15 protein-coding genes and 1 tRNA gene are annotated in these 23,167 nt (G+C 62.4%); 5 read left to right on the top strand and 11 right to left on the bottom strand.

Features of this window, described 5'->3' with window-relative positions; genetic code table 11:
* Window positions 1–49: 49 nt before the first annotated feature.
* On the top strand, window positions 50–1,513 hold the full coding sequence (gene betB / locus NKI08_RS15550; RefSeq protein ID WP_352770581.1) for a betaine-aldehyde dehydrogenase: 1,464 nt from the start codon (window positions 50–52) through the stop codon (window positions 1,511–1,513).
* On the opposite strand, the gene NKI08_RS15545 is transcribed toward betB, so the two are convergent.
* Window positions 1,477–3,747 (bottom strand): AGE family epimerase/isomerase, encoded by a 2,271-nt coding sequence (locus NKI08_RS15545; protein WP_352540729.1) that lies wholly within the window; start codon window positions 3,745–3,747, stop codon window positions 1,477–1,479. The genes betB and NKI08_RS15545 overlap by 37 nt on opposite strands.
* Before the next feature lie 17 nt (window positions 3,748–3,764).
* Window positions 3,765–5,279, bottom strand: coding sequence for a phosphomannomutase/phosphoglucomutase (locus NKI08_RS15540; RefSeq protein WP_502899610.1), 1,515 nt, complete (start codon window positions 5,277–5,279; stop codon window positions 3,765–3,767).
* Between the two features lie 205 nt (window positions 5,280–5,484).
* Here NKI08_RS15540 and NKI08_RS15535 point away from each other — a divergent pair.
* Together NKI08_RS15535 and NKI08_RS15530 are read left to right on the top strand one after the other, a co-directional pair.
* Window positions 5,485–5,561 (top strand) — tRNA-Pro (locus tag NKI08_RS15535).
* A 552-nt stretch (window positions 5,562–6,113) separates the two neighbouring features.
* Window positions 6,114–7,088 carry a site-specific integrase gene (locus NKI08_RS15530; protein WP_352770577.1) on the top strand — a complete coding sequence of 325 codons (975 nt, stop codon included), beginning with the start codon at window positions 6,114–6,116 and terminating at the stop codon, window positions 7,086–7,088.
* Here NKI08_RS15530 and NKI08_RS15525 read toward each other — a convergent pair.
* From NKI08_RS15525 to NKI08_RS15510, 4 genes are all read right to left on the bottom strand, one after another.
* Complete coding sequence (locus NKI08_RS15525; RefSeq protein ID WP_352503453.1) at window positions 7,063–8,682, bottom strand: ABC transporter ATP-binding protein; 1,620 nt, start codon at window positions 8,680–8,682, stop codon at window positions 7,063–7,065. The genes NKI08_RS15530 and NKI08_RS15525 overlap by 26 nt on opposite strands.
* Before the next feature lies 1 nt (window position 8,683).
* On the bottom strand, window positions 8,684–9,802 hold the full coding sequence (locus NKI08_RS15520; protein WP_352770575.1) for an ABC transporter permease: 1,119 nt from the start codon (window positions 9,800–9,802) through the stop codon (window positions 8,684–8,686).
* Window positions 9,795–10,718 (bottom strand): ABC transporter permease subunit, encoded by a 924-nt coding sequence (locus tag NKI08_RS15515; RefSeq protein WP_352770573.1) that lies wholly within the window; start codon window positions 10,716–10,718, stop codon window positions 9,795–9,797. The genes NKI08_RS15520 and NKI08_RS15515 overlap by 8 nt, the downstream gene beginning before the upstream one ends.
* Window positions 10,719–10,884: 166 nt before the next feature.
* Window positions 10,885–12,477 carry a peptide ABC transporter substrate-binding protein gene (locus NKI08_RS15510; RefSeq protein WP_352770570.1) on the bottom strand — a complete coding sequence of 531 codons (1,593 nt, stop codon included), beginning with the start codon at window positions 12,475–12,477 and terminating at the stop codon, window positions 10,885–10,887.
* A gap of 381 nt (window positions 12,478–12,858) precedes the next feature.
* Between NKI08_RS15510 and NKI08_RS15505 the strand changes: the two genes are divergently transcribed.
* Entirely contained in the window at window positions 12,859–13,338 is a 480-nt protein-coding gene (locus NKI08_RS15505) for a TadE family protein (RefSeq protein ID WP_084641571.1), read from the top strand.
* Between the two features lies 1 nt (window position 13,339).
* On the top strand, window positions 13,340–15,124 hold the full coding sequence (locus NKI08_RS15500; RefSeq protein WP_352770566.1) for a pilus assembly protein TadG-related protein: 1,785 nt from the start codon (window positions 13,340–13,342) through the stop codon (window positions 15,122–15,124).
* Window positions 15,125–15,139: 15 nt separating this feature from the next.
* Here NKI08_RS15500 and bglA read toward each other — a convergent pair whose 3' ends face one another.
* From bglA to glgC, 5 genes are read right to left on the bottom strand one after another with little or no spacing between them, the layout of a single operon-like run.
* A complete protein-coding gene (gene bglA / locus NKI08_RS15495; protein WP_352770563.1) occupies window positions 15,140–16,768 on the bottom strand; it encodes a beta-galactosidase BglA in 1,629 nt (542 codons plus the stop codon).
* A complete protein-coding gene (glgX, locus tag NKI08_RS15490; RefSeq protein ID WP_352770560.1) occupies window positions 16,758–18,791 on the bottom strand; it encodes a glycogen debranching protein GlgX in 2,034 nt (677 codons plus the stop codon). The genes bglA and glgX overlap by 11 nt, the downstream gene beginning before the upstream one ends.
* Window positions 18,791–20,419, bottom strand: coding sequence for an alpha-D-glucose phosphate-specific phosphoglucomutase (locus NKI08_RS15485; protein ID WP_352614900.1), 1,629 nt, complete (start codon window positions 20,417–20,419; stop codon window positions 18,791–18,793). Before NKI08_RS15485 ends, glgX begins: the two co-directional genes overlap by 1 nt.
* Window positions 20,420–20,422: 3 nt before the next feature.
* A complete protein-coding gene (glgA, locus tag NKI08_RS15480; RefSeq protein ID WP_352770557.1) occupies window positions 20,423–21,868 on the bottom strand; it encodes a glycogen synthase GlgA in 1,446 nt (481 codons plus the stop codon).
* Window positions 21,869–21,871: 3 nt separating this feature from the next.
* On the bottom strand, window positions 21,872–23,137 hold the full coding sequence (glgC, locus tag NKI08_RS15475; protein ID WP_023679306.1) for a glucose-1-phosphate adenylyltransferase: 1,266 nt from the start codon (window positions 23,135–23,137) through the stop codon (window positions 21,872–21,874).
* Between the last annotated feature and the right edge of the window lie 30 nt (window positions 23,138–23,167).

Here is a 23,167-nt window from a genome sequence, read left to right as displayed (position 1 = left end):
CCGGCGGACGCACAGTCCTCATGCCGCGACAACGATTTGGAGAACAGTCATGCGCGCCCAGCCAACGGCATCGCATTATGTCAACGGCCGCTATATCGACGACGAGCGCGGCGCAGCGCTGCCGGTTATCTATCCGTCAACCGGCGAGACCATCGCCATGCTGCGCTCGGCGACGCCGAACGTGCTGGAGCTCGCGATCGAGGCCGCGCGTGCAGCACAACCGGCCTGGGCGCGGCTGAAGCCGGTCGAACGCGGCCGCATCCTGCGCCGCGCCGCCGACATTTTGCGCGCGCGCAATGCCGATCTGGCGCGCATCGAGACGCTGGACACTGGTAAACCGATCCAGGAGACGCTGGTTGCGGACGCCCCGTCGGCGGCCGACTGCCTGGAATATTTCGGCGGCGCCGTCGCCGCCTTTAATGGCGAGGCCGTGGATCTCGGCGGACCCTTTGCCTATACCAGGCGCGAGGCGCTCGGCGTTTGCGTCGGCATTGGCGCCTGGAACTATCCGATCCAGATCGCCGGCTGGAAATCCGCACCCGCCCTCGCAATGGGCAATGCGATGGTTTTCAAACCATCGGAAAACACGCCGTTATCAGCGCTGGCGCTCGCCGAAATCTATACCGAGGCCGGGCTGCCCGACGGGCTGTTCAACGTGGTGCAGGGTTTTGGCGATGTCGGCGCCGGCCTTGTCGGCCACGATGTCGTCGCCAAGGTCTCGGTGACCGGCTCGGTGCCGACCGGCCGCAAAGTGCTGTCGCTCGCCGGCTCGAAGATGAAGCACGCGACGATGGAGCTCGGCGGCAAGTCGCCGCTGATCGTCTTCGAAGACGCCGACCTCGAAAACGCCATCGGCGGCGCGATGCTCGGCAATTTCTATTCGACCGGCCAGATCTGCTCCAACGGCACGCGGGTCTTCGTGCAGAGTAGCATCCATGACCGTTTCGTCGAGAGGCTGACCGAACGGACGAAGAAAATCCGCATCGGCGATCCGCTCGATCCGGACACGCAGATGGGGCCGCTGGTCTCGAAGGCGCAGCACGACAAGGTGGTCTCTTACATCGAGGCCGGCAAGCAGGATGGCGCGGTGCTCGCCTGCGGCGGCAACGTGCCTTCGCTGCAGGGTTTTCAGGGCGGCTTCTTCGTCGAGCCGACGGTGTTCACCGGTGTCACCGACACGATGCGCATCGCCCGCGAGGAGATTTTCGGGCCGGTTATGAGCGTGCTGAAATTCGACAGCGAGGACGAGGTGATCGATCGCGCCAACGACACCGAATTCGGCCTCGCCGCAGGCGTGTTCACGCGAGACCTGGCGCGCGCCCATCGTGTCATTGCCGAACTGCAGGCCGGCACCTGCTGGATCAACGCCTACAATCTGACGCCGGTCGAAATCCCCTTCGGCGGCTTCAAGCAATCCGGCATCGGCCGCGAGAATTCGCTCGCGGCACTGGCGCTCTATTCGCAGCTGAAGTCGGTCTATGTCGAGACCGGGGATGTCGCCAGCCCGTACTGATCCTTGGGCGCCGTGCCGTCCAGATACTGCGTCAGCGCGCAGACGAGATGATAGAAGATGCTGGCCGGCACCTCGCTCGCCAAGGAGCGGCCACGCTCGTCGATGCGGTCGATCCACAGGCCGAGCGGCGCCGGATTGATGTGCCAGCGGAACAGCCGGCCGACCCGTGCTTCGATCTCCGGCTTCAGGTCGGGACCGCCCGAACCGTCCAGCGCGATCGCCGCCTTGATCGCTTCGGCCTGCGGCCAGCTGCGCGAGACGCGGTCGAGCGGCAGTCCTTGCCGCGAGACGGCGCCGTAGGCGAGGCCCGTGGCGCGGTTCAGGCCATTGGCGATCGCCGACGCGTAGAGCTTCCGCGCAAGGCCGGTCAAGCCGCTCTGGCCGCTGCGGCCGGCGAAGTCGACCAGCAGCGAGGCCCATTCGAAATGATGGCCGGGTTCGGTCCACGTGCCCTTCTCACCAGGGGTCGGCCGCCATTCATGGTCGAAATACTCACCCAGCGTCCAGCTTTCCGGGTCGAAGAAATGGCTGCGAAACAGATCGACGATGCGCGCGGCGCGACGAAGATGGGCGCGCTCGCCGGTCGCCTGATGCCAGGCCAGGAATGCCTCGAGCAGATGCATGTGCGGGTTGGAGCGGCGCTCGCCCTCGCCGCTCGAGGTCTCGCGGAAGCCGGTCAGGCGTTCGTCCTCGAGATGCGCGTCGATGAACGCAAAGGTCTCCTGGCCAAGCCGCAACGCATCGGGATTGCCGCACATATGGGCATGCGCCAGCGCCAGGAGCACGCAGGAATGGTCATAGGCATCCTCGGCGGCGTCGGCGACGGTGCCGTCGACGTTGAGCGTGCGTACCCAGCCGCCATTGTCGGTACGCCCGTGCCTGGCCATGAATTCGAGGCCGTGGCTGATCAGCCGATCGGCCGGGCCGTTCCAGCCGCGCGCCTTGGCGACGGCGAAGGCGTAGATCTGCCTGGCCTGCGTGCGCATGCGCTTGGGTTTCATCAGAGGGGCGGCATCGAAGCCGAGCGCCTCGTGGAACCCGCCGTGGCGCTCATCGACGCCGACCGTCGACCATAAGGGCACCGTCTCCTCGAACAGCCAATGGTGCACGCGGCGCTGCCAGGCGCCGCTTTCGATGACGCGGTCGTCGGCGGGCGTGAACCTGGTCTCAAGGCGGCCGCTTTTTTCGAGCTGCTCGACGATCTTCTTGACGTTCTGGCTGTGACTGACCGGTGCAACGAAAGTGGCGTCGGCGGTCGACACGATGGCGACGTCCTTCAGGCCTATGGCCGACAGCAGGCGGCCGTCGCTGCGGATATAGGAGTTCTCGCAATCGATGGCGACGACATCGCCGACGATGACATTGCCCTGCGTGTCGGAGGGGCCGACGTCGAGCAGCGATTGCCAGGAGCCGAGATCGTTCCAGCGAAAGCCGGCCGGCACCATGGCGATGCCGCTGGCGCGCTCCATGATCGCATAGTCGATCGATGTCGATGGGATGGCGGCATAGAGATCCAGAGGCATGTAGAGGCCGGAAAGATCCGATGTCGCAGCCTGGTAGGCAGCCTCTGTGGCGCTCCAGATGTCGGGCTGGAAGGCCATGAACGCGTCGCGCATGGCACTTGCGCGAAACAGGAAGATGCCGGTGTTCCAGTAGAAATTGCCAGCCTTGAGATAGCTCTGCGCCGTGGCGAGATCGGGTTTTTCGACGAAACGCGAGACATCGCAGATGCCATCGCGCTCGCCGGCCACCTCGATGTAGCCGTAACCGGTCTCGGGTTGGGCGGGCTTGATGCCGAACACAACCAGCCTGCCTTGGCGCGCGGCCGCCGTGCCGGCCTCGATGCTCCGCCAGAATTGCTGTGGCGTCGCGATCTCATGATCGGACGGCACCACCAGCACCAGGCTGTCGCCGAATTCCGACAGCGTGCGCAGGCTTGCCAAGGCGACGGCCGCGGCGGTGTTGCGTCCGGTCGGCTCGAACAGCGGGCCGCCGCCGGAAAGCTCGTGACCGGCAATGTCGGCATGAACGCGGTCGGCATGCCTTTCCGAGGCAATCAGGAAAACCGGCGTTTCGCCTTCCGGCCGCGCGGTCAGCCGGCGCAGCGTCTTGGCCAGCATTGAGCCGTCGCCCGAGAAATCATGGAACTGCTTGGGATTGTCCTCGCGCGACAACGGCCACAGCCGCGAGCCGACGCCGCCGCTCATCACAAAACTGACGATCCGTTCGATCATGAAAACAAGCCCCGCGTTCAAAAAGTCTGATTGTAGGCGCCGACTTCGGGGCTGCGGCGCAGCACCGCATCGACGGCTTCGAACATCTGCCGGCGCCGCTCGGACGATACCGGGCTCTCCACCACCACCACAAGCTCCGGCTTGTTCGATGATGCCCGCACCAACCCCCATGTACCATCCTCCGCCACGACCCTGACGCCGTTGACGGTGATCAGTTCGCCGATCTTCTGGCCGGCGAAGACCGTGCCCTCGTCCTTCATCTTGCGAAAGTCGCCTACGACGCGCTCGACGACGCCGTATTTGAGCTCGTCGGCGCAGTGTGGCGACATGGTCGGCGTGCCAAAGGTCAGCGGCAGATCGCGATAGAGGTCAGCCATGCTGCTTTGCGGGCTGCGATCCAGCATCTGGCAGATGGCGATGGCCGTGACCAGGCCATCGTCATAGCCGCGGCCGATCGGAGGATTGAAGAAGAAGTGGCCCGATTTCTCAAAACCAGCAACGGCGCCGAGTTCGGCCACCCGCCGCTTGATATAGGAGTGACCGGTCTTCCAATAGTCGGTGACCGCGCCATTCTCCTGCAGCACCTTGTCAGTCATGAACAATCCGGTCGACTTGACGTCGACGACGAAAGTCGAGCCGGGATAGAGGTGCGAAATGTCGCGCGCCAGCATGACGCCGACCTTGTCGGCGAAGATCTCGTTGCCTTCATTGTCGACCACGCCGCAGCGATCGCCGTCGCCGTCGAAGCCTAGCCCGACATCGGCGCCCGTTTCCAGCACCTTGTCGCGAATGGCGTGCAGCATCTGCATGTCTTCGGGGTTGGGATTGTAATTGGGAAACGTATGATCGAGCTCGACGTCGAGCGGGATGACCTCGCAGCCGATACTTTCCAGTGCCTCGGGAGCGAAAGCCCCGGCGGTGCCGTTGCCGCAGGCGGCCACCACCTTGAGCTTCCTGGAGATACGCTTTCCCGCGGTCAGATCGTCAAGGTAGGTTTTGCGGAAATCCGCAACGAAGGCGTAGGAGCCACCACCGACAAGGTCGAAATCGCCTGACAGCACGATCGCCTTCAGCGCGCTCATCTCCTCCGGACCGAAGGTCAGCGGACGCGCCGCGCCCATCTTGACGCCGGTCCAGCCATTCTCGTTGTGTGAGGCAGTGACCATGGCGACGGACGGCGTGTCGAGCGCGAACTGGGCGAAATAAGCCATCGGCGACAGGGCAAGCCCGACATCCTTGACCCGTGCGCCGGCCGCCATCAGCCCGGAAACCAGCGCCAGCTTGATGGCAAGCGAATAGGAGCGGAAATCGTGACCGGTGACGATGTCGGGTCCGGCACCCAGGCGACGGATCAGCGTGCCGAGCCCCATGCCGAGCGCCTGGACGCCGATTAGATTGAGTTCCGGCGTTTCGTTCGAGCCGGGATGGCCGAACCACCAGCGCGCATCATATTCGCGAAACCCGGACGGCATGACGAGCGCCGAGGTTTCGAACTCGAATGTGTTTGGTCTGGCATCGCTAACGATCTTCATCGACAAGGCTGCAAACTCCAGGCGGCTGAATCAGGTGCTTCGAGGCAAGTGGACGGTTACCCAGATGCCCTTTAAGCCGTGTTTGTGCGACAGGAAACTGAAACCTGTATGACGTGGCGGCGAAAGCGAAAGAAATGCGACAGAAGCGCTGCCATTGGCGCTTGCAGTAACCAAACTCGGCGGCTATAAGCCCGCGGTCTGGTCACGGAGTGTAGCGCAGCCTGGTAGCGCACATCGTTCGGGACGATGGGGTCGCAGGTTCAAATCCTGCCACTCCGACCAGAAAAAACATTGTCCAACCCGGGAGGCAATGGCTCAGGGCTCGTAGGGGCTCTTCCAAGTTGCGCCTGTACATTCGACAAAAAGAGGTTTGGCCGAGGAGAGGCTACGCGGTGCCCGCAGTGGCATCGGATCGCGGCTATTGCTAACGCATGTTCGTCACCGAAAAAAGCGAGATTTCCAAGGCACCGGAAACCTCCCCCGCTTCGAAACGCCAAATCGTCCCGTGAAGGCCGGCGTGAGATTTACACCTCAGTTGCAACCGGAACATGGGATAGCCCGAGCCACCATTTTGATGCGGCTGTCAGCTACCCTCCGGGAATGCACCAAGACTCGTCGTCCGGCGGGAAAGCCAAGCCGGCGCGATTCTGCGCCGCCTTTCGCAAGTCTTTGCATCTCACGGCACTATCGCCCATTTTGCTTGTTGCAAAGCCGGTCTTGTCGCCTCTTCTAGTGATCCCCGTCCGCAGGACGAACAACTTCGGAGCAAAAAAGGGGACCATTGTGACGACCCATCATCATGCCCGCACGGGAGCGGTGTCTAGCGCTTCAGGTATGCTGCGCCCTCAACTCGGGCCTGCCGCCGCAGGCAAATATCAGCGCCCGATCTCCAGGGCCGATGCCCGCCGCCTGACTGTCGGTGACATCCTCGCCGCCTATACCGAAGCACGCCAGGCCAAGATTGCCGGTCGCAAGGAATTTCTCGCCAGGATGCGTTTTCTGAACGAATTCTTCGGCACCGAGCCGGTCGCCAACATCAATGGAGATCGCTGCCGCGCCTATGTCGAGCACCGTTCGCGCGAGCGCAATCGGGTAGAGCGTGAGCGAATCGCCAAGCTCAACGCTGCGGCGATGGAGACCCGCCGTGCGTTACTCCCGGCGTGGCGAGACAAGGACTTTACATCAGGCCCGCGTCGCGATCTTGAGGACCTCCGCTCGGCGATCAACTTTTGGGCCAAGGAATACGGTCTCGATCCGAAGCCGTCCGTCACCTTGCCAGACAAACCAGCAGCGCGCGAGCGCTGGCTGACGCGCGAGGAAGCAGCGGGACTGCTGCGCGCGGCATTGCGGCTGCGCCGGAAGCACGGTCAGTACGCTCATCTCTGCCGCTTTATCATTGTGGGGCTCTACACTGGCTGCCGACATCGTTCAATCCTGCAACTCAATTGGGATGGCGAGGCCGCAGAAGCTTGGCCGGACCTAGGCCGCGGCGTGCTCTACTGCAAAGATCAGCACGCGAAAAAAAGCAAGAAATGGCGTCCGCCGACGCGACTGCCGTCACGGCTGATCGCCCATATGCGCCGCTGGAAGCGTATCGATTGCGACTGCGGGCCGGTCGTCCATGACAGCCTGGGCGAACCGACAAAGCGCATCGAGAAGGCGTTCCGCACCTGCCGCGTGGAAGCCGGGCTCGGCGACGATGTCACCCCGAATGTGCTTCGCTATACCCGCGCCATGTGGCCTGTGCTGTGCGACGTCGACATGTGGCGCATCGCCAGCAAGGCTATGCGCTCAGGCGAAATCGCGTGACATCGATGGCCGCGGCCATCAGTGTCTGTGTGTAGGTTGCCTGCGGATTGCTGAAGATCGCCTCGGCCGGCCCCTCCTCGACGATCTTGCCCTGTTTCATGACGATGATGTAGTCGGCCATGGCGCGCACAACGGCGAGATCGTGGCTGATGAACAGATAGGACAGTTCGTGGTCGGCCTGCAGCTTGCGTAACAATTCGACGATCTGCTTCTGCACGGAGCGGTCCAGCGCCGAGGTCGGCTCGTCCAGCACCACCACTTTAGGCTTGAGTATCATGGCGCGCGCAATGGCGATGCGCTGCCGCTGACCGCCGGAGAATTCATGCGGATAGCGGTTGCGCGTGTTCGGGTCGAGCCCGACTTCGAGCAAGGCATCGACCGCGCGGAGATCGCGCTGCCTGCCCGACAGATTGGGCTCGTGGACCAGGAGCCCCTCGGTGATGATCTGGCCGACGGTCATGCGTGGCGACAGCGAGCCGAACGGATCCTGGAAAACCAGCTGCAATTCGCGCCGCAGCGGCCGCATCGCCTGGCGGTCGGCGTGGGAAATGTCGCGGTCACCAAGCCGGATGATACCGTCGCTGGGCAGGAGCCGCAGCAAGGCACGGCCGAGCGTCGATTTTCCCGAGCCGGATTCGCCGACGATGCCGATCGTCTGGTTGCGCTTCAGCCGTATCGAAATGCGATCGACGGCGCGCAGCAGCAGCGGCTCGCCGCCAAGAAATCCGCCGCCGATCTTGAAGGTCACCTCGACGTTTCTGCCTTCAAGCAGGACAGGGGCATTCGGAGGCGGCGGCGCCTTGGTGCCGGTCGGTTCGGCGGCAAGTAGCATCTTGGTGTAGCCGTGCTGCGGGTTGGCGAAGATCGCTTCCGCCTCGCCCTCCTCGACCACCTCGCCATAGCGCATCACATAGACCCGATCGGCAAAGCGCCGGACGATGCCGAGATCGTGGGTGATGAAGACGATCGCCATGCCGAGCTTGCGCTGCAATTCGGCGAGCAGCATGAGGATCTGCGCCTGGATGGTGACGTCGAGCGCGGTCGTCGGCTCGTCGGCGATCAGTATGTCGGGGTCGTTGGCCAGCGCCATGGCGATCATGACGCGCTGGCGCTGACCGCCCGACAACTCGTGCGGATAGGATTTCATCCGCCGCTCCGGATCGGGAATATGGACCAGCCGCAGCAGCTTGAGCGCCTCCTCGCGCGCCGCGGCGGCGCCAAGTCCGCGATGCTTGCGGATCGGCTCGATCAGCTGGTTGCCGATCGAATAGAGCGGGTCTAGCGACGTCATCGGCTCCTGGAAGATCATGCTGATCTTGCGGCCGCGGATCTTGTTGAGCTCGGGTTTGCTCAAGGTCAAAAGATTGCGGCCGCGATAATCGACTGTGCCGCTGGCTTCGCCGTTCGAGGCGAGCAGGCTCATCGCCGCCATCATCGTCTGGCTCTTGCCGGAACCGGATTCGCCGACGACGGCGACGGTTTCGCCTGATTTGACGTGGATATTGATGCCCTTCACCGCCTCCACCACACCGTCGAGGGTGCGGAAGCGGACTCGAAGGTCCTTGACGCTGAGAATGGTATCGGAAGCAGCCATCTCAACGATCCTTCGGGTCGAGCGCATCGCGCAGCCCATCGCCGACGAAATTCAGCGCGAACAGCGTGGAGACGAGAAAGAAGGCCGGGAAAAGAAGCAGCCAGTTGGCCGAGCCGATGTTCTGGGCGCCAACCGAGATCAGCACGCCCCAGCTGGTCATCGGCTCCTGGACGCCAAGCCCGAGGAACGACAAAAAACTCTCCAGGATAATGACCTGCGGCACCAGCAGCGTCATGTAGATCACCACCGGCCCGAGCAAATTGGGGATCACATGGCGCAGCAGAATGCCTCGCTGGCCGACGCCCATCGCTTCCGCCGCCTGGACATATTCCTGCCGGCGGATCGACAGCGCTTGTCCGCGAACGATGCGCGCCATGTCGAGCCACAGCACCGCGCCGACCGCCAGGAACATCAGCACGAAGTTCCTGCCGAAGAACACCACCAGCATGATGACGAAGAAGATGAACGGCAAAGAATAAAGCACGTCGACGACACGCATCATCACCTCGTCGACCCTGCCGCCGGCAAGGCCGGCGGTGGCGCCATAGAGCACGCCGATAACCACGGCCACAATGCCGGCAAGCAGGCCGATGGCTAGCGATATGCGCCCGGCCATCAGCGTTCGGGACAGGAGATCGCGGCCGGTATTGTCGGTGCCGAACAGGAAATATTGCTGCTTGATCGAGGCACTCATCACCATTTCGAGACCGTCCGGCGATTTGCTCTCGATCTTTGTGTCATCAAAGGTATCGGAACGATCAAGGTAGCGAATGTTGCGGTCATCGATCGGCTTGGACGATTTGACGGTAACGAACACACGGCTGTCCTCCTGCCGCCACTCCGTAATGTCGACGCGCATACGCCTGATCGCCTCATCGAGAGCGCCTTCGATCATGTCGGCCTTCGGATAGGCGGAGAAGCTCGGCGGCGTACGGACATAGTCGGCATAGATGGTGGTGTATTGGTGCGGCACGAGATAGGGCCCAAACACGCTGATGACGGCGATGAAGGCAAGATAATAGAGGCTGAACATGGCCGCGCGATTGGCCTTGAGGCGCGCCCAGGCGTCACCCCAAAGGGACCGGCCGACGACCGGTGCGGCAACTGCGATATCAGTCATAGCGCACCCTCGGATCGACGACCCCATAGAGGACGTCGACGATCAGGTTGAAGACAATGGTGAAGAGCGCGATGACCACCACCGTCCCCATCACCAGCGTGTAGTCGCGGTTGAGTGCAGCAACGACAAAATGGCGGCCGATGCCCGGGATAGAGAAGATGGTCTCGACGATGACCGAGCCGGTGAGAAGGGCTGCGGCTGCCGGACCGGTGAAGGAGACGATCGGCAGGATGGCGCCGCGCAGCGCATGCTTGACGACGACCGACCAGTCGGACAGGCCGAGAGCGCGCGCGGTGCGGATGTGATGCGAGTGCAGCGATTCGATCATCGAGCCGCGCATCAGGCGGGCAACGATGGCGATCTGCGGCAGAGCGAGCGTCAGTACCGGGCCGACCTTGTTGATGAGGGCTCCGTCGCCCCAGCCACCGATCGGCAGCAGCTTCCAGGTCAATCCGAATACAAGCTGGATTACCGGCGCGATGACAAAGGTCGGTATGGTGCTGCCGGCGGTCGCCAGCGCGATCACCGAATAGTCGGCAAGCTTGTTCTGGTTGAGCGCGGCAACAGTGCCGAGCACGCTGCCGAGGAGCAGCGCCAGAACGAGCGCCGAAGCGCCGAGTTGGATCGAGATCGGCAGGCCTTCCCTGAACAGCTCGCCGACGGTGAAATCCGGCATGTTGTAGCTGGGGCCGAAATTGCCGCGCAGAAGATTGCCTAAATAATGGAGGTACTGCAGCCAGAGCGGGTCGTTGAGCCCGAACTGGGCTTCGAGATTGGCCCTGATCTCGGGGCTCAGGCCCCGCTCCTGGTTGAACGGGCCGCCCGGCGCGACGCGTATCAGGAAGAACGCTATAGTCACGATGACGAACAGCGTCGGGATGGCGGTCAGGAGCCGCCGGAAAACGAATCGCAGCATCGATGCCCCGCTTGATCCAGAGCAGCGCGCGTCCGGCTGGACGATTGCGCTCTAGCCTTCAAATCTTCGCACCGACATTGTCGAAAATCGAATCCGGTTCCCGGGCCGATGCGATGGCAAACCGGCGCCGCCGCGCATTGAGTCGCGCGGCGGCCTGGCTAAGGTATCAGTCCTTGCTGATGAAGCGGGACGGATGGATGTCCATCACATTGTCGTCGAAGCCGTGCAGCTTCGAGGAAACGATGTCGTGGTAGCTGTAGTAGAGAAGCGGGATCTCGCCGACGTCGTCGACGAGGACGCGCTCGGCCTCGGCGAGTTCCTTCATGCGCTGGTCGGGCTTGCCGCCGGCGGCGGCAGCCTTGTCCATGGCCGCCTCGAATTTCGGGCTGTTATAGCTCGAATAATTGTTGCCGCTGGCCTTGCGAGATATGCCGAGGAAGGTTTCCGGGTCCTTGTAATCGGCGATCCAGGCGGCACGCGCCACATCGTAGTCGCCCTTCTGCTCGAGGAAGGAGTAGTGGGTCTTGGTGTCGGTGTTGAGCAGCGTGACCTCGACGCCAAGCGGCTTCAACTGTTCCTGGATGGCGACAGCGGTGTTCTTGTGGTTTTCCGAGGTGTTGTAGCGGATCTGCATCTTCAACGGATGCTCGGGTGTATAGCCGAGTTTCTCGAGGATCTTCTTGGCAGCGTCCTCGCGGTCGATCTGCGGCATGTCGGCGTATTTGGCCAGTGCCGGCGTGTAGCCCTGGATACCCGGAGGGACCATCGAATAGCCGGGCAGCATCGAATTCTGCCAGACTTTTTCAGCGAGGAAGTCGCGATCGATCGCCATCGAGATAGCGTTGCGCAGTTCGACGTTGTCCCAAGGCGCCTTGTCGGTCTTGATCGCGTAATAGTAGATGCCGAGATATGGCCCGACACGGACCTGGTCGCCGAATTTGGTCTTGAGATCGGCGAGCTGTTCGGTCGGCAGGTCACCGTAACTGTCGAATTCGCCGGCCTCGAAGCGCTTCATCGCGGACGAGCGATCCTCGGTCGGGATGTAGTTGACCACGTCGAACTTGACGCTCGCGGCATCCCAGAATTTCGGATTCTTGACCAGCTTCAGATGGTCGTTGGGAATCCACTCTGCCGCTGTAAAGGCCCCGTTCGAGACCAGCTTGCCTGCCTTGATCCAGTCGGCGCCAAGCTTTTCGATAGACGCCTTGTTAACTGGATAGGTCGCCTGATGGGTCAGCATCTCCAGGAAGTAAGGCGTTGGCGCCTTGAGCGTGACTTCGAGGGTATTTGCGTCAATCGCCTTGACGCCCATATCCTCCGGCTTGCCCTTCTTGGTGTTGACTTCCTCGGCACCCTTCACTGGATAGAGCATGGAAGCGTATTCCGCAGCGGTGGCCGGATCTTCCAGCCGACGGAACGAATAAACGAAGTCGTCCGCCGTCACCGGGCTGCCATCCGACCAGAGGCCGTCCTTGCGCAGCTTGAAGGTGTAGACAGTGCCGTCGTCGGACACCGTCCAGCTTTCAGCGGCGCCCGGAATGAGATTCGTCTTCTGGTCATGCATCACGAGGCCCTGGAACAGGTCGCGTATGATATCGGCTTCGTAGACCGTCGAGGTCTTGTGCGGATCGAGCGTCTCCGCTTCGGCGGCGGCTCCGCGGTTGTAGACGGTCTCGGCGAAAGCCGGCGTGTAGAACGTACCGGCAGCCAAGACCATGGTCGTGGCGAGTACCGTCGCCTTCAGCACATGTTTCAGCATGGAGTTCTCCCTAACGACGTCGCCCTTCGGCCACGTCTCTAAGTGTTGACGCCCCGAAACCGATTGGCTGGTTCCTTTCGAGCGCGCAGCCGGTTCCCTTTCCGGCAGCTGGTGGCCAAACAGTAACGTGGAGATTTTTTATTTCAACAGACTCTCGGGGTCACCCAAAGTAAGGGGGCCGGGGCAGTCGTTTTGCGGGCGGCCAATCAATGGTCGAAACCATGAGTTTGACTGGGTTTCCTGGCCAGAACGCCGATCTGGGAAATAATCTGGCCGATCTTTTCAGTTTACCGGAATGTATTAATTGGTTCTTAGGCAACCAAGGGTTACAAATTTCGATGGAATCGGCACATCGACCTTGGGTTCCAACGGGCAAGGGCAATGAACAAGATAGACAGTAATACTGTCGCATTGAAGCGTAAAATATTGCGCCACATACGGACGAATCTACGCAAAATTGGAGAAGAGTCCGGAACTTCCGCGGTCGAGTTCGCCCTGCTTTCCCCAATCTTTATCCTTCTTTTGCTCGGAATGGTTGCATATGGTATCTATTTTGGTGCAAGCAACTCCTTGCAGCAAATCGCCGCCGATGCCGCCCGCACCGCAATTGCCGGATTGAATCAAACCGAGCGCCAGGCGCTGGTGGCGAGTTTCGTCAAAAACAATGCCAGTGGATACCCGTTTGTCGATTCCGGCAAGCTGACCTATCAGGCGACGGACAGCACGGCCGACGGAAATCAGTTCGTCGTGTCGATCCAGTACGATGCCAGCAACCTGCCGATCTGGAACCTATTACCAAGCCTTGCGATGCCGCAAACCACGATGTCGCGCAGATCTACCATCAGGATTGGAGGCATTTGAAATGTCGCAGTTCTTGCTGAGGAGCATCGGGCGGATCGCTCGCTCGATGGTTGGCGACAAGAAGGCGAACTTTGCCGTCATGACGGCGCTGACAGCGCCATTCGCGCTGGGGCTGGCTGCCTTCGCTGTCGACGAAGGTTCGATCTACACGGAGCGCAGGGAAGCCCAGGCGATGACCGATCTGGCGGCGATCACCGCGGCGTCGAACATCAACAATATGGAAGCCGCGGCGGTAACCACGCTCAGTGACAACCGAATGCCCGGCATCATTGTTCAAAAGGCAGGTCAGACAATCGTTCCCACGGTTGGCAAAACCGTCGTGTCGGTCACCGGCGGCCGATACTCAGCGGCGTCCTCCGTTGGTGTCGACAAGCGCTTCGAAGCCGGCAAAACGCCTTACAACGCCGTTCGCGTCACTCTGCGAAAAATCCCCGCCCGGTATTTCGCCAGTTCGCTCATCCCTACTCCGGTTGTCGGCACCGAAGCCATTGCCAGCGTGACCCCGCAAGCGATGTTCTCGGTCGGGTCCAGGCTCCTCAGCGTCAATGGCGGCATCCTCAACGCGCTTCTCAGCAAGTTGCTGGGCGCCAACATTTCGCTCAGCGTCATGGACTACAACGCGCTGATCTCGGCCGATGTCAACGTGCTTTCGTTCGTCGATGCCCTTGCCGTACAGTTGCAACTGACAGGTGTCAGCTATTCCGACGTTCTGGCGTCAAAAGCGACGGTAGGCCAGATCGCGACCGCCATGGCCAATGCGTCCGGATCGGGTAGCGCCAGCAAACTTGTGCTGCAGACGATCGCGTCGAGGGCCACCAACACGGTCAAGATACCCCTCAGTCATCTTATCGATCTTGGCTCGATCGGCAGGCTCGGCCTCGGACAAAAGTCTCCCGGCTTTTCCGTCGACGCAAGCGCGATGGGCATGCTGGGTGCCGCCGCCTCGCTGGCCAATGGCTCAAACCAGGTCCAGGTCGATCTCGGCGCCACTATTCCGGGACTTACCTCCACCACGCTCGCCATCGCCATCGGTGAACCGATGCAATACTCACCCTGGCTGGCCGTCGGGGAAAAAGGCACCGTGGTGCGCACCGCGCAGACGCGCATCAAGCTGGTCACCACAGTGGGCATCGGCAATTCCAATCTCGGCGGCGGCATCAGCCTGCTGTCCGTCAACCTGCCTCTGCATGTCGAAGTCGCCTATGCGGAAGCCAAGCTAACCGACATCAGCTGCCCGACGGGCCGGCCGGATAGCATCAAGGTTTCGATCGCCGCGCAGCCTGGCGTGGCCTCGCTGCACCTTGCCACCAGCGACGCCGACAACAACCCATCGGCCTTCGCCGATTTCAGCAATCCGCAATCGTTCTCCGATGCCACGATTGCCCAGGTGAGCGTGAAGCTTCTGCTGCTTACCCTCAATCTGCTCGATGTGAAGGGTTCTTCATCACTTGCCATCACCAACAACGATCCGACCACATTGACGTTCGACAGCACCGATATCGCCAACAAGACGATAAAAACTGTTGCCACAAAAAACCTGACGCAATCACTCACGACATCGCTGGTCAGCGGCCTCTCGCTCTCGGTCAATGCACTGGGCCTCGGGCTGGACGTGACGGCCCTGCTCGGAACGGTTAAGCCGGCGGTGGTAACGGTTCTGAACGGCGTGACGGCGCCGGTCGACGAACTGGTCTATAACGTGCTTGCAGCTGTCGGCGTGCATGTCGGCGAGGCCGATGTGCGGGTTGTCGGCGCGACTTGCGGGCGCTCCGTGCTTGTTCAATGAGATGATGAATAGAGCTCAGCCAATCCGGCCGAGGAAGCAGCCCAGCGGCGGCAGCGACAGAGTTCTTTCCTGCAAGACGCCGGCAGCACCGCCAAGATCTCTCGGCTCTATCGCTTCCAGATCCGGTGGCAATTGCCAGCCGGCCGGCTCGTCGGCGAAATTGAAGACACTGAGCAGCTTTTCGTCACCGCCTTCGCGAATGAAGGCAAGGACGTCGCCTTCGGCATCGAGGAACCGGATCGAGCCTCGAACCAGCGCCGGATGCTGCTTGCGCAAGGCCAGCATCGCCCGGTAGCTCGCCAGGACGGAGGTTTGCTCGCCGTCCTGGACGTCGACCGCCCGGTCGCGATGGCTTGCCGGGACCGGAAGCCACGGCTTGCCCGTCGAAAAGCCGGCATTGTCGGCGCCAGTCTCCCAGACCATCGGCGTTCGGCACCCATCCCGCCCCTTGATCCCCGGCCAGAAGCGGATGCCGAAAGGATCGCGCAAGTCCTCGAACGCCAGTTCGGCCTCCTCCAGCCCGAGTTCTTCGCCCTGGTAGAGGCAGATCGATCCGCGCAGGCAGGAAAGCAGCACGATCGAGAATTTCGCCACCCTGTCCGGATCGCCGCCCGGCCTTTTCCATCGACTGACATGGCGCACGACATCGTGGTTGGAGAACGCCCAGCAAACCCAGCCGTCGAATACCTTACTCTCGAAGGCCTCGACACAGCCACGCACATGCGACGCCGAGAATTGCGGGCCGAGCAGGTCGAACGTGTAGGACATTTGGAGCTTGTCGCCACCGCCGGTATAGGCGGCGAGTGTCTGCAAGGAACGCGTTTCGTCGCCAATCTCGCCGACAGCGGCGCGGCCTTCATATTCGTCAAGCAAGGCCCGGAAGCGCCTGAGGAAAGCAAGGTTTTCCGGCTGGCTCTTGTCGAACAGATGCTCCTGATAGAGATAGGGGCTGGTTGCCGTATTGGTGCCGGCGACGCTTTCCGCCAAAGGCGGGTTGCTGCGCAGCCAGCGGTCGTGGACGTAATAGTTGACCGTATCCAGCCGGAAACCGTCGACGCCGCGCTCGAGCCAGAACCGCACCGTTTCCAGCAAGGCGTCCTGCACCTGTGGGTTGTGGAAATTCAGGTCCGGCTGCAAGGCGAGGAAATTGTGCAGGTAATATTGCCTACGCGTTGCGTCCCATTCCCAGGCCGGGCCGCCGAAAAGCGACAGCCAGTTGTTGGGGGCGGTGCCGTCGGGCTTCGCATCGGCCCAGACGTACCAGTCGGCCTTGGGGTTGTCGTGGCTCGTGCGGCTTTCGACGAACCATTCGTGCCGATCCGACGAATGCGACAAGACCTGATCGATGATCACCTTCAGGCCGAGCCGGTGCGCCTCCGCAATCAGTGCGTCGAAATCCTCTAATGTGCCGAACATCGGATCGACGGCGCAGTAATCCGAAACGTCGTAACCCATATCGGCCATTGGCGACTTGAAAAAAGGCGACAGCCAAACGGCGTCGGCACCGAGCGATGCGACATGGGCCAGCCTCGAGGTGATGCCGCTGAGATCGCCGCTGCCGTCGCCTGTCGTGTCCTGGAAGGAGCGCGGGTAGATCTGGTAGATGACGCAGCCGCGCCACCATTCGGCATTGTCAGCCATCATGGCTCTCCCCTGCGCCCGCACGCGCTGTCCTGCTTTCGATCATGAACAGGACTGTTCGCCCAGGCACCGGCCGCGAGATATCGCTACTATCCGGTTCGATAGCTGGGCGCCAATGAAAACCCGCCCGTTCCGGCAGCGTGAACATGCAGGCCCGGCGGTCGCCGTTGATGATCACGGCAAGGCGACTGTTCTCACCGCTACCGAGAACCGTGACCAGCCGGTGCCGCCTGGCATCGTGCCAAGCGGCCTCGTCGAGCGGCACGCCGGTTTCCGTCAGCCAGGCTACGTCTGGGATTTCCGAGCCCGCAGGCGGTTCTCCGGTCAGGAACATTGTGTCCAAGAGCGCCGGCACGACACGACGCATCCTGGCGAGCAGAGCCGTATGGTGTTCGAGCGCCAGGTCGCGCCCGGCCCAGTCGAGCCAGGTGATGTCATTGTCCTGCGCGTAGGCGTTGTTGTTGCCGCGCTGCGTGCGGCCGAACTCGTCGCCGGCCGTCAGCATGATCGTGCCGCGCGAGGCAAAGAGCGTCGCCAGCAGCGCGCGCTGGTCATCGAAACGGGCCGTAACGATTGACTGGTCGCTGGTCTCGCCCTCGACGCCATCGTTCCAGGACAGGTTGTCGTCGTGACCATCGCGGTTCTGTTCGCCATTGGCCTCGTTGTGCTTGTGCCCATAGGCGACGAGATCGGCCAGCGTCATGCCGTCATGCGCAGCGATGAAATTGACGCTGCGGCTCGTTGTCTGGCCTGCTTTGGCAAAGACGTCGGACGAACCGGCAAGCCGCGTCGCCAGGGCACCGATCATGCCGCCGTCGCCGCGCCAGAAGCGGCGGATATCGTCGCGGTATTTGTCGTTCCATTCGAGGAAGGGCGGCGGAAAATTGCCGAGCTGATAGCCATCCGGTCCGATATCCCAAGGCTCGGCGATCAGCACCCGGTCGCCAAGAACAGGGTCGTTGCGAATGGCGTTCAGCAGCGGCGCATCGGAGTCGAAGACGCCGTCGACGCGGCCGAGGATCGGCGCCAGGTCGAAGCGGAATCCGTCGACACCGGCGCGCTGGACAAAGTGGCGAAGCGTGTGGAGGACCATTTCCCGGACGACCGGATGCTCGCAGGCGAGCGTATTGCCGGTTCCGGTGTCATTGACCAGAGCGCCGTCGGCCTCGTGCCGGTAGTAGGCGCGACTGTCGAGCCCGCGCAGCGACAATGTCGGGCCGAGCCGGTCGCTTTCGCCGGTGTGGTTGAACACCAGGTCGAGAATGGTGCCGATGCCGGCCTCGCGCAGCGCGGCGACCGTTCCGCGCAACTCGGCCAGACCGCCGGGCGCCAGTCGCGGATCGAGCGCCATGAAGGTCACGGGATTATAACCCCAGGCGTTGCGCAGACCGAGCGGCGGTAAATGCCGTTCGTCGATCGATGCAGTCACCGGCATCAACTCAATGGCTGCCACGCCGAGTTTTTGCAGATGCTCGACAACGAGGGGGTGAGCGAGCGCTGCAATGGTGCCGCGTTGCTTCTCGGGAATGTCGGGATGCAGCTTTGTGAAGGCGCGTACCGGCACTTCGTAGATAAGGCCGCCGGGCCGAAACAGCGGCGGCAAGGCGGGCAAGGGTTCCGGCAAGGCGCCGGCGATGGCTTTCGGCATCAGCGGCGCCGTGTCGGCCCCCTCGCCCCGGCGCGCGGCGAGCCGGCCGTCATAGGCATAGGGCCTGTCGATCTCGACGGCATAGGGATCGGCCAGCAGCTTGTCGGGATCGAACCAGAGACCGTGTTCCGGCGCATAGTCGCCATCGGCGCGGAACCCGTATCGGGTCCCGGCGGCGAGACCGGCAACAAAAAGTGCATGGACGCCCTCGTCTTCCGACTGGAGTTCCAGCCGGTCGACTTCGCGGTTGCCGTGTTCGTCGAAAATCGAAACCCAGATGCGCCGAGCCGACGAGGACCATGCGGCGAAGCGGATACCGCCCTCCCCGGCAAGCCCGCCAAATCGCGGACGATAGCCGGCGGATAGTCCCGACGACATCAGGTGATGACGCTCGGCTTGGCGCGGCCGGTATGGCTGCGAATCCCGGCAATGTCGTCGGCCGCCGCGATCAGATCGGCAAGCGCCTCCTGGGTGTCGAGATCGTGGCGGTTCTTGTCCGGCTCGTAGCGCTCGACATAAAGCCGCAGCGTCGCGCCCGAGGTGCCGGTGCCGGACAGGCGGAAGACGACGCGTGAGCCGCCTTCGAACAACACCCTGATGCCCTGGTTCTTGCTGACCGAGCCGTCGACCGGATCGTGATAGGCGAAATCATCAGCGCTGGCGATCGTCATGCCGCGCACGCGGGTGCCAGGCAGCGAGCCGAGCTTGGCGCGCAACTCGCCGACAAGCGCGTTGGCACGATCGGTCTCGACCTCCTCGTAGTCGTGGCGCGAATAATAGTTACGGCCATAGGCCGTCCAATGCTGGGTGACAATCTGCTTGGCGCTTTCGCCGCGAACGGCAAGGATGTTGAGCCATAAAAGCACAGCCCACAGGCCGTCCTTTTCGCGGACATGGTTGGAGCCGGTCCCCGCACTCTCCTCGCCACAGATCGTTGCCATGCCGGCATCGAGCAGATTGCCGAAAAATTTCCAGCCGGTCGGCGTCTCGTAGATGCCGATGCCGAGCTTTTCGGCGACCCGGTCGGCAGCACCGCTGGTCGGCATCGAGCGGGCGATGCCTTTCAGCCCCGCCTTGTAGCCCGGCGCCAGATGGGCGTTGGCGGCGAGCATCGCCACCGAATCCGACGGGGTGATGAAAATTCCCTTGCCGATAATCAGGTTGCGGTCGCCGTCGCCATCCGAGGCGGCGCCAAAGTCTGGCGCATCCGGCCCCATCATCTCGTCGTATAGGTGTTTTGCGTGCACCAGATTGGGATCGGGATGATGGCCGCCGAAATCCGGCAGCGGAATGAAATTGCGGGCGGTGCCGTTGGGCGCGCCGAGCCGGTTTTCGAGGATCTCCTTGGCGTAGGGGCCGGTCACCGCATGCATGGCGTCGAAGCGCATGCGGAAGCCCGACCTGAACAGCGCCCGCAATGCGTCGAAATCGAACAGGCTTTCCATCAGTTCGGCATAGTCGGCGACAGGATCGATGATTTCGACGGTCATGTCCCCCGTCTTGACCGTGCCGATCGTGTCGATGTCGACCTGCCCGATATCGGCGATCTTGAAGCTTGAAATCGCCTTGGTTTTTTCGAAGATCGCGTCGGTCAGCTTTTCCGGCGCCGGGCCGCCATTGCCGGCATTGTACTTGATGCCGAAATCCTCATGCGGGCCACCCGGATTGTGGCTGGCCGACAGGATGATGCCGCCAAAGGTCTTGTATTTGCGGATGACATGCGAAGCGGCCGGCGTCGACAAGATGCCGCCCTGCCCGACCATCACCTTGCCGAAGCCGTTTGCCGCGGCCATGGCGATGGCCTTCTGGATGACCTCGCGGTTATAGAAGCGGCCGTCGCCGCCGATCACCAGGGTTTTGCCCTCGAACCCGTCCAGCGCGTCGAAGATCGACTGGATGAAGTTCTCGGCATAGTGCTCCTGCTGGAACACCGGGACCTTTTTACGCAGCCCGGAGGTGCCGGGCTTCTGGTCGGGATAGGGTTTGGTGGCGACGGTGCGGATCATCAGTCAGGCAGCCCTTTTCGAAAGCAGCAAGCGATAGAGTTGGACATATTTTTCGGCGCTTTTGTCCCACGAAACGTCGGCCTTCATGCCTTGCCGCTGCATCGACGTCCACACTGCGGGATTGGCATGCGCCTCGACAAGGCGGCGGACGGCGTGCAGCAAGGCGCCGGCATTGGCGGGCGCAAACTGGAAACCGGTCGCCACGCCGGCAGAGATGGCGGCTTCGTTGGCATCGATGATCGTGTCGGCAAGGCCGCCGGTGCGCGCGACGACCGGCACGCAGCCATAGCGCAGGCCGTAAAGCTGTGTCAGCCCGCAAGGTTCGAAGCGCGATGGGATAATGATTGCGTCGCAGCCGCCCTGCATGGTGTGGGAGAGTCCCTCGTCATAGCCGACGACGACGCCGATGCGGCCGCGATGGCGGGCTGCGGCGGCAAGCAACGCGCCTTCCAGCCCAGCGTCGCCGGAGCCGAGGATCGCCAGCCGTGCACCTGCCGCGACGATGCCGTCGATGGCCGCAGCCAGTATGTCCATGCCCTTTTGCCAGGTCAGCCGGCTGACGACGCAGACGATCGGACTGTCATCGCGATCGAGGCTGAAACGGTCCTCGACCGCGGCCTTGTTGGGCATTCGCGCCTTGAGCGTCTTTGCGGTGTAGTTGGAGACCAGATGCTTGTCGGTTTCCGGGTTCCAGATCTCGGTATCGATGCCGTTGACGATGCCATGGAGATCGACGGAGCGCATGTTGATCAGGCCGTCGAGGCCCATGCCGAATTCGGGCAAGCGGATTTCCTGCGCATAGGTCGGGCTGACCGTGGTGATCGCCCACGCCGCCTGCAGGCCGGCCTTGAGGAAGCCGACGCCGCCGTAATATTCGACGCCGTCGAGCGCCATCGCCGCCGCCGGCAGGCCAAGCTCGCCAAAGATGCCGGCGCCGAACTGGCCTTGGAAGGCTAGGTTGTGCACGGTGATCATCGACGGCGTGCCGACCGCCTTGCCGTAGCGCATGTAGGCAAGCGTCATTGCCGACTGCCAGTCATGGGCATGGACGATATCGGGCAGGTAGCCCGAGATCGCGCCGCCGGCAATATCACCGCCTACCTGGCTCAAGGCCGCGAACCGCCGCCAATTGTCCGGCCAGTCGGCGCCTGTCGCGTTGCCGTATGGGCCGCCGGGACGGTCGAAAAGATGCGGCGCGTCAAGCACGAACAGGTCGAGCCCGGCGATCTGGGCGGCATACACCGAAGCCTTGCCGCCCTGCAGCAATGGATATTGCTGAACCGGCTTCTTTTTCCTGAAGGCGCCCATCACCTGAGGATAGCCGGGGACGAGCGTGCGCATGGTGACGCCCTTGCCGGCCAATGCCACGGGCAAGGCGCCGGTCACGTCGGCGAGCCCGCCCGTCTTGACCAGCGGAAAGATCTCGGGCGCCACCGACAGAACCTGCATGCACTACGATCCCAGCCTGTTGATCATGTCCTGCGTGACGAGGCAGATGCCTTTTTCCGAAACGCGGAAACGCTTGGCGTCGAGGACGGGATCCTCGCCGACCACCAGACCCTCCGGGATCCTGACGCCGTGATCGATGACCACGCGCTTCAGCCTGGCGTTGCGGCCGACATGGACGTCCGGCAGCATGACGACCTCCTCCAGCGTCGAATAGGAATTGATGCGCGCGCCGGTGAAGATCAGGCTTCGCTTCAGCGAAGCGCCCGAAACGATGCAATCGCCCGACACGAGAGACGACACGGCCGACCCGCGGCGGCCATCCTCGTCATGCACGAATTTTGCCGGCGGCTTCAACTCGGCATAGGTCCAGATCGGCCAATCGCGGTCGTAAAGGTCGAGTTCCGGCGTGATGTCGGTCAGGTCGATATTGGCCTCCCAATAGGCGTCGACCGTGCCGACGTCGCGCCAATAGGCCTCGTTCTCGGCGGTCGAGCGCACGCAGGATTTGGCAAAACGATGGGCGATCGCCTTTCCGTGCTCGACGATGTAGGGGATGATGTCCTTGCCGAAGTCGCGGCTCGAGCCGGGCTCCGCCGCATCGCGACGCAATTGCTCCATCAGGAATTTGGTCTTGAACACATAGATGCCCATCGAGGCCAGCGCGAAATCCGGTTTGTCGGGAATGCCCGGCGGATCGGCGGGCTTTTCGATGAAGGAGATGATGGTGTCCTTGGGATCGACATGCATGACGCCGAAGCCGGTGGCTTCCATGCGCGGCACTTCGAGGCAGCCGACGGTGACATCGGCGCCGGCCTCGACATGCTGGCGCAGCATCATTTCGTAGTCCATCTTGTAGATGTGGTCGCCGGCCAGGATGACCATGTATTCCGGCCCGTAGGCCTCGATGATGTCGATGTTCTGGTACACGGCGTCGGCGGTGCCCTCATACCATTGCGTTTCCGACACACGCTGGCTGGCCGGCAGAATGTCGAAACTCTCGTTGCGCTCGGGCCGCAGGAAGTTCCAGCCGCGCTGCAGATGGCGGATCAGCGAATGCGCCTTGTACTGGGTGGCGACGCCGAGGCGGCGGATACCGGAATTGAGCGCATTGGAGAGCGCGAAATCGATGATGCGGGTCTTGCCGCCAAAATAGACCGCCGGTTTGGCGCGGCGGTCGGTCAGTTCCTTGAGCCGGCTGCCACGGCCGCCGGCCAGCACATAAGCCATGGCGTCGCGTGCCAGCGGCTGTGTTCGTTTTGTTTCAGCCATTCCTATCCTCCCAGGTTAGATGCTCCAGAC

Origin of the sequence: Mesorhizobium sp. M0768 (assembly GCF_040320195.1) — a bacterium.
GTDB lineage: Bacteria > Pseudomonadota > Alphaproteobacteria > Rhizobiales > Rhizobiaceae > Mesorhizobium.
Note: the sequence above shows the minus strand (reverse complement) of the source record. Positions and strands in the feature narration are given on the sequence as shown.

Bases quoted from the DNA above. Each gene is read 5' to 3' on its own strand.
- NKI08_RS15525 (WP_352503453.1), bottom strand. From the start codon at position 8,682: ATGGCTGCTTCCGATACCATTCTCAGCGTCAAGGACCTTCGAGTCCGC.
- glgA (WP_352770557.1), bottom strand. From the start codon at position 21,868: ATGCAGGTTCTGTCGGTGGCGCCCGAGATCTTTCCGCTGGTCAAGACG.
- NKI08_RS15545 (WP_352540729.1), bottom strand. From the start codon at position 3,747: ATGATCGAACGGATCGTCAGTTTTGTGATGAGCGGCGGCGTCGGCTCG.
- NKI08_RS15505 (WP_084641571.1), top strand. From the start codon at position 12,859: ATGAACAAGATAGACAGTAATACTGTCGCATTGAAGCGTAAAATATTG.
- NKI08_RS15485 (WP_352614900.1), bottom strand. From the start codon at position 20,419: ATGATCCGCACCGTCGCCACCAAACCCTATCCCGACCAGAAGCCCGGC.
- glgX (WP_352770560.1), bottom strand. From the start codon at position 18,791: ATGTCGTCGGGACTATCCGCCGGCTATCGTCCGCGATTTGGCGGGCTT.
- betB (WP_352770581.1), top strand. From the start codon at position 50: ATGCGCGCCCAGCCAACGGCATCGCATTATGTCAACGGCCGCTATATC.
- NKI08_RS15520 (WP_352770575.1), bottom strand. From the start codon at position 9,802: ATGACTGATATCGCAGTTGCCGCACCGGTCGTCGGCCGGTCCCTTTGG.
- NKI08_RS15510 (WP_352770570.1), bottom strand. From the start codon at position 12,477: ATGCTGAAACATGTGCTGAAGGCGACGGTACTCGCCACGACCATGGTC.
- NKI08_RS15530 (WP_352770577.1), top strand. From the start codon at position 6,114: ATGCTGCGCCCTCAACTCGGGCCTGCCGCCGCAGGCAAATATCAGCGC.
- bglA (WP_352770563.1), bottom strand. From the start codon at position 16,768: ATGATGGCTGACAATGCCGAATGGTGGCGCGGCTGCGTCATCTACCAG.
- NKI08_RS15515 (WP_352770573.1), bottom strand. From the start codon at position 10,718: ATGCTGCGATTCGTTTTCCGGCGGCTCCTGACCGCCATCCCGACGCTG.
- glgC (WP_023679306.1), bottom strand. From the start codon at position 23,137: ATGGCTGAAACAAAACGAACACAGCCGCTGGCACGCGACGCCATGGCT.
- NKI08_RS15500 (WP_352770566.1), top strand. From the start codon at position 13,340: ATGTCGCAGTTCTTGCTGAGGAGCATCGGGCGGATCGCTCGCTCGATG.
- NKI08_RS15540 (WP_502899610.1), bottom strand. From the start codon at position 5,279: ATGAAGATCGTTAGCGATGCCAGACCAAACACATTCGAGTTCGAAACC.